General features: G+C 63.3%; 14 protein-coding genes. All 14 read left to right on the forward strand.

Features of this window, described 5'->3' with window-relative positions; all coding sequences use genetic code 11:
• Window positions 1-199: 199 nt before the first annotated feature.
• Window positions 200-685: a hypothetical protein gene (locus ACOHWE_RS17400; RefSeq protein WP_420668001.1), complete on the forward strand. Its 486-nt coding sequence runs from the start codon at window positions 200-202 to the stop codon at window positions 683-685.
• A gap of 40 nt (window positions 686-725) precedes the next feature.
• The gene (locus ACOHWE_RS17405) at window positions 726-1,664 is read left to right on the forward strand and encodes an ArdC family protein (protein WP_420668002.1); all 939 of its coding nucleotides are present in this window, start codon (window positions 726-728) and stop codon (window positions 1,662-1,664) included.
• A 68-nt stretch (window positions 1,665-1,732) separates the two neighbouring features.
• A complete protein-coding gene (locus ACOHWE_RS17410) occupies window positions 1,733-2,122 on the forward strand; it encodes a DUF3768 domain-containing protein (RefSeq protein ID WP_420668004.1) in 390 nt (129 codons plus the stop codon).
• 156 nt (window positions 2,123-2,278) lie between these two features.
• Window positions 2,279-4,261: a ParB/RepB/Spo0J family partition protein gene (locus ACOHWE_RS17415; protein ID WP_420668005.1), complete on the forward strand. Its 1,983-nt coding sequence runs from the start codon at window positions 2,279-2,281 to the stop codon at window positions 4,259-4,261.
• A 76-nt stretch (window positions 4,262-4,337) separates the two neighbouring features.
• Window positions 4,338-4,931: a regulator gene (locus ACOHWE_RS17420; RefSeq protein ID WP_420668006.1), complete on the forward strand. Its 594-nt coding sequence runs from the start codon at window positions 4,338-4,340 to the stop codon at window positions 4,929-4,931.
• Window positions 4,931-5,584, forward strand: a complete 654-nt coding sequence (locus tag ACOHWE_RS17425) for a DUF6927 domain-containing protein (RefSeq protein ID WP_420668007.1) — start codon at window positions 4,931-4,933, stop codon at window positions 5,582-5,584. Before ACOHWE_RS17420 ends, ACOHWE_RS17425 begins: the two co-directional genes overlap by 1 nt.
• A gap of 125 nt (window positions 5,585-5,709) precedes the next feature.
• Complete coding sequence (locus ACOHWE_RS17430) at window positions 5,710-6,036, forward strand: type II toxin-antitoxin system PrlF family antitoxin (RefSeq protein ID WP_420668009.1); 327 nt, start codon at window positions 5,710-5,712, stop codon at window positions 6,034-6,036.
• Entirely contained in the window at window positions 6,033-6,551 is a 519-nt protein-coding gene (locus ACOHWE_RS17435; protein ID WP_420668011.1) for a type II toxin-antitoxin system YhaV family toxin, read from the forward strand. The genes ACOHWE_RS17430 and ACOHWE_RS17435 overlap by 4 nt, the downstream gene beginning before the upstream one ends.
• Window positions 6,552-6,704, forward strand: a complete 153-nt coding sequence (locus ACOHWE_RS17440) for a StaA (RefSeq protein ID WP_420668012.1) — start codon at window positions 6,552-6,554, stop codon at window positions 6,702-6,704. It begins immediately after the preceding gene.
• Window positions 6,705-6,807: 103 nt separating this feature from the next.
• Window positions 6,808-11,070 carry a strawberry notch-like NTP hydrolase domain-containing protein gene (locus tag ACOHWE_RS17445; protein WP_420668013.1) on the forward strand — a complete coding sequence of 1,421 codons (4,263 nt, stop codon included), beginning with the start codon at window positions 6,808-6,810 and terminating at the stop codon, window positions 11,068-11,070.
• A 121-nt stretch (window positions 11,071-11,191) separates the two neighbouring features.
• Window positions 11,192-11,578, forward strand: coding sequence for a DUF6878 family protein (locus ACOHWE_RS17450; protein WP_420668015.1), 387 nt, complete (start codon window positions 11,192-11,194; stop codon window positions 11,576-11,578).
• A 1-nt stretch (window position 11,579) separates the two neighbouring features.
• Entirely contained in the window at window positions 11,580-12,041 is a 462-nt protein-coding gene (locus ACOHWE_RS17455) for a DUF6915 family protein (RefSeq protein ID WP_420668016.1), read from the forward strand.
• Between the two features lie 100 nt (window positions 12,042-12,141).
• Window positions 12,142-12,444 carry a hypothetical protein gene (locus ACOHWE_RS17460; protein ID WP_420668017.1) on the forward strand — a complete coding sequence of 101 codons (303 nt, stop codon included), beginning with the start codon at window positions 12,142-12,144 and terminating at the stop codon, window positions 12,442-12,444.
• 124 nt (window positions 12,445-12,568) lie between these two features.
• Window positions 12,569-13,297 (forward strand): DUF736 family protein, encoded by a 729-nt coding sequence (locus tag ACOHWE_RS17465; RefSeq protein WP_420668018.1) that lies wholly within the window; start codon window positions 12,569-12,571, stop codon window positions 13,295-13,297.
• Window positions 13,298-13,400: the final 103 nt, after the last annotated feature.

The raw sequence follows: 13,400 nt of genomic DNA on the forward strand, positions 1-13,400 counted from the left end.
CGTTGCCGATCTTGGTTGCCGATCTAGAATTGCTGCATGAAATCAATGGCTTCGGCAGATGCGCCGGGCTTTTCGGTTTTGTTGTGTGCCCAAAGGGGCCGGAAAAAGAGAAAGCGTTCTTCGGGTTTTGTGACTGTCAGATGAGGGCCTTTGGGGTCCCTCAGATGGGTCCGGGCCGGGTTCCGGTCTGCCGTTCCTGATGAAGGGCATTCCCATGCAAACAGGTGTCTTGCGCGTGCTCCGCGCAACCGCAGCCTCTTGGTGGCGGCATAGAGAGCTGCGCCGAACTGGCCAGACGGCGCTGGCACAACGGCTCGAACGCCAGATCGTCCTGCGTGATCTCGGCTATCTGAAGCAGGCGGCGTCATTGCCAAACGCGCATGTGATCTGCGGGGAGGGTGGGACGTTCCTCCATCTCGGCTGGACCACCGTCTCGAGTTTCGCGCCGATCGAGCGCTTTCCCCTGGCCGCTCTTGCGGTCGCACGAGGGACCCCGTTCATCGATATCCGACCCGTCATGGATGTCATCGCCTTCGCCAACCTGCCGCGGGTGACGCGGGACGGATCGCTCGACCCTGACCCTTGCGGTCCTGGCAGGTCCGTCTCGCTGACCACCTACATCGACATGGTCGTAAAGCTCGGTGCCAGCATCACCAACGATCCGCGGCCCCGTCGGTCAATCTGATCCCCATTCCCCCTCATCAACACTCGAAAGGACGCGAGCCATGGCCCGATCCCGTACGCCCAAATTCGATGCCTCCGAGGTCATCACGAACGAAATCATCCGCATCATCGAGCGCGGCGTCCTGCCGTGGCGCAAGCCATGGACCGCAGGTGGCAGCTGTCGCCCCCTGCGCGTGGGCGGGGAACCCTACCAGGGAGTGAACAACTTCCTGCTGACGATGCGGACCGTGATGGCGGGCCACAGCTCTCCCTTCTGGATGACGCTGCCGCAGGCCAATGCCTTGGACGCAAAGGTCCGCAAGGGCGAAAAGTCCTCTGTCGTCGTTTACTACGGTCAAAGCCGGAGAGACGCCGGCGATGAGCATGATCACAGCGACGGCGATGATCACTCCGAGGAAGCCCGTATCTTCCGCTTCCAGAAATCCTACCGCGTGTTCAATGCCTGCCAGATCGAGGGTCTGCCCGACAGTTTCTTCCCAGATCCGGAGCCGGCACCCGAACATCCGCCGTCCGAGCCCATCCCGCATATGCAGGCGTTTTTTGATGCCATCGACATCACGACCGTCTTCACGGGCACGGAAGCCTACTATCTGCCGCCTGTAGACAAGGTGTTCATGCCATCCATCACGCGGTTCCACGACCCGCGCAATTTCTACGGGGTCTGGGCCCATGAGCTGGCCCATGCCACCAAGGCGCGCCATCGGCTGAACCGCGACTACGGCCTCTCGCGTTTCGGCAACACGGCCTATGCCCGCGAAGAGATCGTCGCCGAGCTGACCTCGGTGTTCCTTGGCCAGACGCTCGGCTTTACGGCCCATACGCTCGAGATGAACGCGGCGTATCTCTACAATTGGCTGCGCGTTCTGCGCTCGGACAATGGCGCCATCTTCAAGCACGCCGCTGACGCGCAGCGCGCCTGCGACTACCTGATCGCACGGTCGGAGGCGGGTAGGGCAGGGGAGGACGCCGAGGCCGCTTGAGGGATGTGTGCCTGAAAAGAAAAAGCGGGCTTTGGGAAGGGTGTTTCAACTTCTCAACGGAGAGCCCAATGACCACCACCGCACAGCCTCAGACAGACCGCCCTGATCCGAGTGTGATCGCAGCGCAGAATGACGCGTTTCGCAAGCTCGCATGCCTCGGAGTGCCGCTCGCGCGGCCCATCCAAGGCCGCATGCATGTGACCCGTTCACTCATGGAGGCCGGTGACGGCTTCATGGCCGAGGCGGTGAAGGCCACCGGTGAGTTTGCCACATTCGAGCCTGAGAATGACCCGGAAGGCTGGCACGATTTCGGGGCGGTCGAGATCCGGGGCGAGACCGTGTTCTGGAAAATCGATCTCTATGAGGCGGATTCCGATTTCCGCTACGGGGCCGAGACCCCGGACAATCCCGCCACCACCATGCGCGTGCTGACCATCATGATGGCGCGCGACTGGTAGGGCAGGGGACTCCTCCCCCCTGACACCTCAAGAGATGAAGGCCCACTGACCTCTAAAAGGGAGAGTGGGCCTTTTGTCGTGGTGATCCCTGAAGGCGGGGATTGGTCACGCGCGTGATGGCGCGGGCCGCATCTAACTCACCAAGAAGGATATCCCATGACCGCAAGTTTCAATCCCGCTTCCGTCGCCATCGGCGATCTGACAGCTCACCCCGCCAACGTGCGCAGCAACTCGCCGGAAACCTACGACCCCGAGAACATCGCGAATCTGAAAGCCAGCATCGCCGTTTTGGGTCTCCTGCAGCCGCTTCTGGTCCAGCAGGTCGACGGCAAATACGCCGTGCTGGCCGGTGGCCGGCGCCATGCCGCGCTGAAGGAGCTGATCGCCGACAAGGCCAGCAAGGGGTTCACGGCGAAAACCAAGGTGGACTGCCGCCTTGTCCCTGAGGAGTGCGACGTCACCACGGCGCTGTCGCTCGCCGAGAACATCACCCAGGCCCCGATGAACGCCATCGACGAGTTCGAGGCCTTCGCCCGGATGATGGAGGTCGATGGCCAGACGCCCGAGACCATCGCAAAGACCTTCGGCACGACCGTCGCCGCCGTCAAAGGCCGGTTGCGCTATGGCCTGATCCACCCCGATATCCGCGCCGCGGCCCGGGCCAAGGTGATCACGCTCGACACGATGAAGGCCTTTGCCGAGCACCCGAGCCAGGAGGTGCAGCGCGAGGTCTTCGGGTCCCTCACGAAAGACGGCGGTTATCTGCAGGCCTATACGGTGCGCCAGGCGCTCAAATCCCGTGGCGTGCAGGTCAGCGACGCTATCGGCGCCTTCGTGCGCGCGGACTACGAGGCACGCGGCGGGGCGATCGCGGCGGACCTTCTGGAAGAGCATTCGGTGCTCGAGGATGCCGCACTGGTCGAGACCATCCTGCTCGAGAAACTCACGGCTGCCGCCGAGGAGGCCCGCATGAGGCTGGGCTTTGCCTGGGCCGATGCGATGGTCCGCTATGATTACGCGGCCATGGCCGACTATGGCCGCGTCTATCCCGGCCCGATCGAGCCGGATGAGACCGCCCAGAAGCGCATCGATGAGATCACCGCCGAGCTTGAGAAATTGCAGCTCGAGATGGAGGATGAGGGGCTCGAGGACGACGCATACAACGTCCTCTACGACCGCGTGGATGCTCTGGAAGAGGAAGCCCGCGACCTGCAGGAGGCCTACAGCGTCGAGGACCTGGCGCGGGCAGGCGTGATCGCGTCGTGGTCGGGCGGGCAGATCACGCTCCATGTGGGTCTCGTCCGCCCGGAAGACACCGTCAAAGAGGAGGGCGCGCGCGGCTCCTCGGCAAGCCCGACCGCGGAGGAGGCCCCGGACGCCGGCGAAATCAACTACCCAGCGTCGTTGGCTGAAGACCTCAAGACCGAGCGCGCCATGGCCCTTGGCGCTGCGATGGCACTGCACCCCGAGGCCACGCTCGATCTGACGCTCTTCAAACTGGTAAGTGACGTTCTGGCCAGCGGCATGAGTGTCACGCAGGCAATCAAGGTCGAGGCCCGCAAGGAATACCGCAACCACGCCAAGATGGACGAGATCGACGGCACCTCGTTCGAGCAAGTGGCGGCGGCCCATGATGCGCTCAACCTCTCCTGGCTCGATGACACCCGCGCGCCTGCCGATCAGTTCGCGGCCTTTCGCGCGCTGAAGCCGGGCGAGAAGGCCAAGCTCGTGGCCTATGCGACGGCCAGCACCACGCAGTCCTGCTTCGCCCGGGACCGCCAGCGCGACAGCCTGATGCATGACTTCGAGATCGAGATCATGCCCGATATCCGCGCCCACTGGACGCCGAACGCGGCGCTATTCAGCCGCTTCAAGAAGGCCTGGCTCTTGAAGATCCTCGGCGAGGATCTGGGTCTGGCCCAGGAGGCGGTGACGCTGGCCTCGTCGAGCAAGAGGGAGATCGTCGCCTTCTGCGACAAGCTCTTTTCAAAGCCCTTCGCCACACTCACGGACGCGCAGCGCGCTGCCGTGGCTGCCTGGTGCCCGCCGATGATGCAGACCGCCGGTATCGCCTTTGATGAGGCGGAGCCCACTGCGGAAACCCCGGAGCCTGACAGCGAGATCGCGCAAGCGGCCTGAGCCATCAAGTGACCCGCGCGTGGACCATGCCACCCGCGCGGGTCGACCCTCCCACGCCCAACGGAAAGACATCCCCATGGCTATTCTCAAGTTCTCTGCCTCCGCAGTTGCGGCGCAGATCGCCCATGCGCGCGCCTGCAAGACCTTCCTGCCCAACTGGAACGGGCCCGTGGACAGGCCCGCGCTGATCCTCATCGTCGGCAATGGTGTGCATCTGCGCTCGAACGGGATCGACGGCACGACTACCCGCATCGTCACCACCGAGCAGGCCGATCCCTCCTTCGCTTTCGCCGATGGCATGAACCCGTTTCGGGACACATATTGGATGGCGCAACGCCGCATGGCGTTTCGCGATCTGACCGGCCAGTTCTACACCGACATCCTCGACGATGTGCAGGTGCTCATCGACCGGGGGCATGGGGCCATCCGGCTCGCCACCGATGGTCACAGCATCCGCGTCTTCGTACGCCGGGCCTCGGACTATCTCATCGGCGGGACCTACGAGGTGCCCTCGGACCTCGGCGGCACGTTCCGGGTCATCCTCAAGGATGCCTGCGACACCTTCGCGATCGTGCAAAACTGCGGCAATTGCGAGGATTTCGACGCGATGCAGCCCTATCGCGTGCCGCTCGATGCGCTGATGGAAATCGATGACCGGAGGGTGGCTTGATGGGATGGCTCTTCTATACCGACCGTCGCGTCCAGACCTATGCGGATGAGAAAGCGGAGATCAGCCGGCTTTGCAGCTTCGAGAGCGACACGCGCAAAACCGAACTGGTGAAAGCCTGCAAAGTTGGCTCCACGTGGTATGCGGCGGCAAGGGTCACCAATATTGACGGTTCCCCTGTCGAAGACGCGACCTATGTGACCGATCCGGATGGCTCCATCTCTTTCGGGGCTGTCTTCCTCACCCGATACGATGATGGCTGCTGGGGCTACAAGGACATGGAGGAAAGCTCTGGCCCGAACGCGTCGCGCGCTCCCCTTGCGCTGATCGAACTTCTCTCCAACCTGAAAGACTCGGACAGCTACGCCCATGCCTGGCGTAAGCGCTGCCGGGATTGGGCTGCGATCCCGGACTACGAGGAAGGCGACAAGATCAAGCTCGCCACCCCTGTGACGCTCACCGATGGTAGCACCTGCCAGATCGTCACCGCGACCCACTACAGGCGTGGGCGGCAAAAACGCCGCTGTTACCGCATCGAGGAAACCGGTGGACTCGTGCGCCTCTCGAAGGTGTCACTTGCGGGCTCGGAGCTACTCAGCTCCGCGAAGGGTGCTGCCAGCCCGGTGCTGGCGGAGTATCTCGCGGGGCGAAATTAGGTCCTGCGCCGGACGGGTCATCGACCTGCCCGGCGACAGCAGATGCTGCGGCTTGTCTTGACAAGGCAATGCAAATGCATTACCTATCGCAGGCAGCAAAGATCCCTCTCTTTCAGGAGACTGCCATGACAGCGCTCGCACAAGATGTCTCGAAACTCACGGATCGGTATCAGACGACCGTGCCGGCGGGTGTTCGCAAGCAACTCAAGCTGGGCAAGGGCGACCAGATTCGTTACTGCACCGAGCCGAGTGGCAGGGTCTATATCGAGCCCGTGTGCAGCGACGAGGAAGATCCCGTGCTAGGAGCCTTTCTCGATTTTGTCGAGGCCGATATCAAGGCGCATCCGGACCGCATTCGGGCGTTCGATGGGGCTTTGCATGACCGTCTTGCAGCACTGGTCGGAGACGTTGACGTCGATCTCGATGCGCCGCTATCGCTCGAGGATGAATGAGCGGCGATAGCGTGCCCGCCCAAGCGCCCCTTGTCGTGAATGGATGGTCGATTTATGCGCACCCACTCTTTCTGGACCAGCTCGAAGGGCTGGTCGAGGAGGTCGAGGCGCGTAAGGCTCGCGATCCCAAGACCTGGCACAAGAAAAATTCCACGAAACGGCTGGCCGCCATCTTCAAGCTGGTCACCGAGGCCATACCGGCAGATCCGGGTGCCGCCGCCTTCAGGCAAGGCGGCACTCTCGGCGATCACCGCAAGCACTGGTTCCGGGCGAAATTCTTCCAGCAATATCGGCTGTTCTACCGGTTCAACAGCGATGCGAAGGTCATCGTGGTGGCCTGGGTGAACGACGACAAGACCCTGCGCGCCTATGGCAGCAAGACTGATGCCTATGCGACGTTCAAAGGGATGCTGGAAGATGGCAATCCACCTGACAATTTCGACGCGCTCTTGAAAGAAGCGGCGGCGGAGAACAAGCGGTTCGAAACTTCCCTTGAAGCGGCGCCAGATCGGTAAGTGGCCGCTGAAGCGAATTCTCATGACGCGTGGTTTTGCGCGCAGGTGAAGGCCGCGCTTGAGGATGCACGCGCCGGAACTTCACAGGTTCAGGTGATGCAGGCCGCACAGGCATTGATTGATGCGAAGCGGCAGGTCGAACCCAAGACCTGACCAAGCCTTGGAGGTCAGCGCGGTCTGACCTCATCAACCTGAAAAGCGAAAGCGGGCTTTTTTGTCCTTTGGAACTCAGACCCTGATCCAAAGGAAAAACCCCATGACCAAGCCCAAACCGGCAAACCCGGCTCTCTCAATCTCCGACGCTGATCTCGTCGCTGCACTGGCGCAAATCGGCGCGGAGGTCGACCACCAACCCCTGCGCAGCTCAATGCTCGCGCGCATCATGCGCGAGACGTTTCATGGCAGCGCTGCTGGCGGTGCCTGGGACTGGCGCATGGCCTATGACCTGATGCAGGCCGCGGCCATCCAGATGCTGCTACGTGGGGACGGCGCGGTTGGCGACATCGCCGTTGCAAAGCTGCTTGCCTCACGGCTCCTCACGGAAACCCGTCGCTCCGAGCAGCAGATCCGGCTGCAGCAGTTTTCCACGCCGTTGCCTTTCGCGGCAATGGCCGTGCGGGCGGCATCCATTCGCAAGGGCGAGACCGTGCTCGAGCCATCCGCCGGCACCGGTGCCCTGGCTGCTTTCGCTACCCGGGCCGGTGCCACGCTTGTGCTCAATGAAATCGACCCCTTTCGCCAGAGCCTATTGCGCGCTGTCTTCGGTGGCGAGGTGACAAATCATGACGGGGAGCATATCGATGATCTGCTGCAGACCCTGGTCCTGCCCGACGTCGTGGTGATAAACCCGCCCTTTGCCTCCTCTGTCGATCGCTCGCGAGACAAGCACATCGCCGCCAAACATCTCGTCGCGGCAGCAAAGCGTCTCGCACCCGGTGGGCGGCTGGTGGCGATCATGCCGCCGGGGTTCAGCCCCGAACGTGATGGCGCGCATTGGTCGCGCGCCTGCGGTCTCCTGACGCCGCGACTAGTGTTGACGATGCCGGGGCAGGTCTATCGCAAGCTCGGCACCTCGGTGGAAACCCAGCTGATGGTCTTCGACAAGGTGCAGGACGACGGCGAGATGATCCGCGCCACTGTGTGCGATCTGGATGAAGCCCTTCCTTTTGTCGATGCCGTGGCCGCAACACGGACCGAGATGCACCCAGTCCAACGGGGGGCAGCGGCCACTCCTGCGCGACCGATCGGTCCAGCATCTGTCCCGCGCAAGCGCCCAGTTGCCAGAGTTGCGGCGTCCAACGCTCAGACCAACGCCGCCATACCGCTCACTTTCACAAGCCTTGAGGCCCCGCGCGACAACACGCCCGTCTCGGACATCTATGCGCGCTACCGTCCGCAGCGGATCGAGATTGCGGGTGCGCAGGAACATCCCACGCCGCTCGTTGAAAGCATCGCCATGGCCTCGGTTGCCCCGCCCATGCCCTCAAATACGGGTTGTGATGACTTGCGCCTGCCCGCACGGTTGATCGAGGAAGGCCATCTCTCCGAGGCGCAGCTCGAGACCATCATCATGGCGCATGATGCCCATGGGCGCGACCTGCCGGGGCGGTTCACCGTCGACGACGACCAGACCAAGTTGACCCGCGCTGATGATGATCCAGACGCACGTGCCTATCGCCTTGGGTATTTCCTCGGCGATGGCACCGGTTGCGGCAAGGGGCGCGAATGCGCGGGGCTCATCCTCGTGAACTGGCTTTCCGGGCGCAGGAAGGCGATCTGGGTCTCCAAATCCGCGACGCTCATCGAGGACGCGATCCGCGACTGGACCGATCTTGGCGGCTCGCCCGCCGACATCCAGCCGCTCTCCAAATGGAAACCGGATCAGCCCATCCCGATGGGCGACGGTATCCTCTTCGTCACCTACGCCACGCTGCGGTCCGCGGGCAAATGCGGCACCACGCGACTGAGCCAGATCCTCGCCTGGATGGGCGACGACTTCGATGGCGTGCTGGCCTTTGACGAGGCCCATGCCATGCAGAACGCGGCAGGATCCGAGCAGGGCAGGGGGGTCAAACCCTCCCAGCAGGGCCTCGCTGGTCTGCGGCTGCAACTGGCAGCACCCCGCGCCCGCGTCTTCTACATCTCGGCCACGGGTGCCACGAGCGTGCACAACCTGGCCTATGCCGCGCGGCTGGGGCTCTGGGGGCAGGGCCCCGAATACCCCTTCCCGAGCCGCGAGAGTTTCGTCTCGGCGATGGAAGCCGGCGGTGTCGCCGCCATGGAGGTGGTTGCCCGCGATCTCAAGACGCTCGGGCTTTACACAGCCCGTGCCCTCAGCTTCGATGGGGTGGAGTATGACGTGCTCGAACACGCGCTGACCCCGGCGCAGATCGAGATCTACGACGCCTATGCGGGTGCATTTCGGACGATCCATCACAATCTCGAGGCCGCGCTGACAGCGACCGGCGTCAACGACGCCTCAGGCGAGACCAATGCCTCAGCCGCACGCGCCTCTGCCAAGTCCCGGTTTGAAAGCACGAAGCAGCGCTTCTTCAACCATCTCCTGATGGGCATGAAGGCCCCGAGCATCATCCGCGCCATCGAGGACGATCTGGCGGCGGGCAAGGCTTGCGTCATCCAGGTGGTTTCGACCGGCGAGAGCCTGCTGAAACGTCGGCTTGAAATGATGGACGCGGAAGACGAGCTCGTCGAGGGTGCCTTGACGCCGCGCGACTATGTTCTGGGCTACCTGGAACAGGCCTTCCCGATCCATGCGCAGAAGCTCGTGGAGATCGACGGTAACATGGTGGCGGAACCCTTGCGGGATGAGACCGGCGCACTGGTGGTCTCGCGGGAGGCGCTCGCCCTGCGCGATGGGGCCATGATCGAATTGATGACGCTGGCGCCGATCCCCTCGGCGCTCGATCAGATCCTCTGGGCCTTTGGCGACGAGGCTGTAGCAGAGGTCACGGGCCGGTCCATCCGGCCCGTTAAGGCTGAGGATGGTCATCTCTTCATCGAGAAGCGCAGCCCCAGCAGCAATTCCTCCGAGACCCAGGCCTTCATGGATGGCGAAAAGGATATCCTGATCTTCTCCGATGCGGGCGGGACGGGCCGGTCCTATCACGCGGCGCAAACGGCGAAGAACCAGAAGCGGCGGCGGCACTACCTGCTGGAGCCCGGCTGGCGCGCCGATGCGGCCATCCAGGGGCTCGGCCGCACACATCGCTCGGCCCAGGTCAACGCGCCCTTCTTCCGGGTCTGCACCTCGGATGTGCATGGCGAAAAACGCTTCACCTCGACTATAGCCAAGCGCCTCGACCAGCTGGGGGCCTTGACCAAGGGTCAGCGCGAGACCGGCTCGCAGGGCATGTTCCGCGAGGAGGACAATCTCGAAAGCCCGATCGCGCGGGCGGCGCTGCGCGGGTATTTCGCCGATCTTGCCGCCGGGCGGGCCGAAGCGATGAGCTACGAGAGCTTCACCGACTGGACCGCGCTGCGGCTGATCGACAAGGACGGCGTGCTGCTCGAGGAGCTTCCCCCGATCCAGCGGTTTCTCAACCGGGTGCTTGCCCTCCCCATCCACATGCAGAACGCGCTCTTTGCCGAATTCATGCACCGGATCGCCGATCAGACGGAACGGGCGCGGGCGGCGGGCACGCTCGATCTCGGCGTCGAAACCCTGCGTGGCGAAAAGATCGAGCAGGTCTCCACAGAGGATCTCTGGACCTGCCGGAAATCCGGCGCCGTGACGCGGATCATCGGGCTGGAGGTGACGGATCCGGTGCATGTTCTTGGCGCCGAAGAGGCCATGTCGCGCAATCCCGACAAGCTACCCATGGTAAATCGCGCCTCCGGTCGCGCGGCGCTCATCTCGGCGCGCCCCATGCAGATGTATGACGAGGACATTGTCACGCTGATGCGCAAGGCGGTGAGGCCAAACGGGTCCAGCTACCTCGAGGAGACGCGGTTCGTGTCCTCGGCCTGGGAAGACATCGGAAGGCCCGAGTTTGCAGGGCTTTGGGATACCGAGGCTGCATCCCTGCCAAAAACCACCACGACCAAGCTCTACCTGCTGACCGGGCTCTTGTTGCCGATCTGGAAGGACATTCCGACCACCAATGAGCGCATCTACCGGGTCACGCCCGACGGGGCGACCGCCATGATCGGCCGCACGCTGAGCGAGGAAGGGGCGGCCGCGTTGCGCGCCCGCTTCCTCGTCTCCAATCCGCAAACGCCGCAGGAGATGTTGACCGCCGCCCTCGGCACCACCGCACCTGTCGATCTGGGCCGGGGTCTGACGCTGACCCGTCGCCGGGTCGCAGGCGAGATGCGCCTCGAGCTTGGCGGCGCGGACAAGGGCATGATCGACGGACTCAAGGCCCTCGGCTGCTTCACCGAGATCATCGCCTTCCAGTTGCGGGTGTTCCTGCCGCACGGAGACGGGATCGACACAGCCGGCATTCTGGCTCTGATCGTCGGGCAGGGAGCCGCCAGAGCGGCAGAACGAGCCGCCTGAAAAGTCAAAGCGGGCTTCCGGTCGGGCGTCGCGGATCTGGATTTCACCGGTCTGCGCTTTCCAGGCGCGCGCAGACCAATGCCACGCCCGGCCCCCCAATTGCAGACAAGAGGACAGACCCATGACCAATCCCCAGATCGACTATGCTGCGCTGGCGGCTCAGTGGCGCGCAGAGCGTGAAACCACCTTGAAGGCATCCCGAACGGAGCTGCTCGCGCAACTCCGTGCGCTTGGCATCAGCGAGGTCACCACCGAATACGAAGGCTATGGCGACTCCGGCAATGTCGAGGATGTGACGGTGCAGCCTGCGGAGGTCCAACTGCCGGGTCCGCTGGCCACCGAGGTTGGCGATTTCGCCTGGTCGCTCGCCTATCACCATCACCCGGGGTTCGAGAACAACGAGGGCGGCTACGGCACGCTGACCTGGGAGTTCACCGCCGACAGCATCACGCTCGATCATGCGGATCGCTATGTCGAATGTTCTCACAGCTATGACGAGGGGCTTTGAGATGGCGCATCCGCTTCATCATGCTGAAAGCTCTGCCCGGAAATTCGGTGGGATGCCGTCTGATTATCAGGCTGTGCACGATTGGTTTGACGCCTCGAAAGAGCACCTCGCGCTCTTCACGCACCGAGCCATGCGCCACCATGCCCAAGGCCTGTTTGAGGCTGAACGCGCCTTCGGCCTGACCTTGACCAATAGCGCTGGTCGAGAGATCCCCGTGCGTTGGATCGGCGAGCAGCATGTTCGAGAAGACTGTCAGGGCCGTATCCCGAGTATGGCGGACTGGCTGCGCCGGATCCAGCCCGAGCCATGGATGGCCAATGGTCATATCGACCGGCATGTCGGCAATGAGCCCTGCGGCGACCCAAGGGTTGCCTGGGCCACCGAGGTCGCCGCCGGCAGAACGGTTCTTGGCCTGAAGGATTGGATGGCGGCGCGCGCGACGCAAGCCTCGCAAGGTGCCTGACAGCTCTCGGCCGTTTGCCAAACAAATGCTGCAGTGAAGCCCGGTTCGACGACCGGGCTTCCCGCGTCGTTTCCCCACCATTCTTCGTAAGGAGGTTCGCATGACACTCGATGACATCAAGGCCGCAGTCGATGCCGGCCAGACCGTGCATTGGGCCAATACCGGCTACGTTGTCCACAAGGACCGGCTGGGTCAGTACCTGATCACCTATGTGCTGAACGGCAGCTGCATCGGCCTGACCGACAGGGGCGGGCAAAGGTTGAACGGGGAAGAGGCGGAGTACTTCATCGCGCGATCGGAGGACGGCGCGGAAAATCCTGGCAGCCAATCAAGACCACACGGGCAGGGGAGGGGCGTACCACCCGGAGGCATCGTGGCATTCCCACTCGGAAGGCAGCGCTGACCCGCGGGCGGGGCTGAAAGGAAAGCAGGCTTTCTGGTTTGTGATCCCAGGAGGGGTCGAGAAAGCAATCCCGGATGCGCTGGCAAGGACGTCAGGCACCGGCCAAATCAGAAGGAAATCTCCCATGTTCGCAGGAACCCTCACCCGCAACGTCGAGACCGTAGCCGCCGAATACACCGGCATGATCCATTCGACGCGCTTTGACATCGCCATCCAGCTCGAAACCCGCCCGAAGATGTCCGAACGCAGTCCGGATTATGACGTGACGGCAGTCAACAAGTCGGGCCGCAAGGTGCGCATCGGCACGGCCTGGAACGAGACCGGCAACACCAGCGGCAATCCCTACATCTCGATGCAGATCGATGTCGGCCTTGGCCCGTTCCGCGTCAACGCGGTGCAGACGAAGGATGCGCGCGCGGCCCAAAGCGGCGAGTTCGAGATCATCCCGCTGGTCTCGAACGGCCTGATGAAATCCGGCTCGATCTCGGGCGAGCTGACCGCGATGGATGCCGACAACGCCTTCGCCGGCTACATCGCCAACATGATGTTCGACCTCGACTTCATGCTGATCGAGAACGAGTTCAAGTCCGAGGACACCCATCCCGACTACCGGATCGAGGTCAGCTCGCCCCGCGGCAAGCCGATCCGGGTCGGCTCGGCCTGGATGGCGAAGAGCAGCCGGACCGGCAACGACTACCTGTCGCTGCTTATCAACACGCCCGACGGCGATCTGCGCGTCAACGCCGTGCAGAACGAGGAACAGCGCGGCGGGCAGACCTTCTCGATCATCCCGTTCATCGAAAGCGGTGAGCAGCCGCAGGACGCGGGCGCGGGGCTGTCGCTGGTCGCGTGATCAACGCGCGAGATTAGACGATCTGAACCGAAAGGGGGAGCCGTGGGATCACGGTTCCCCTTTTTCCATGTCCGTTTGCGTCAAGGACGCCACCCGCTTGCGA

Source organism: Cribrihabitans neustonicus, from assembly GCF_048820895.1.
In the GTDB taxonomy this organism is placed as follows: domain Bacteria; phylum Pseudomonadota; class Alphaproteobacteria; order Rhodobacterales; family Rhodobacteraceae; genus Cribrihabitans_A; species Cribrihabitans_A neustonicus.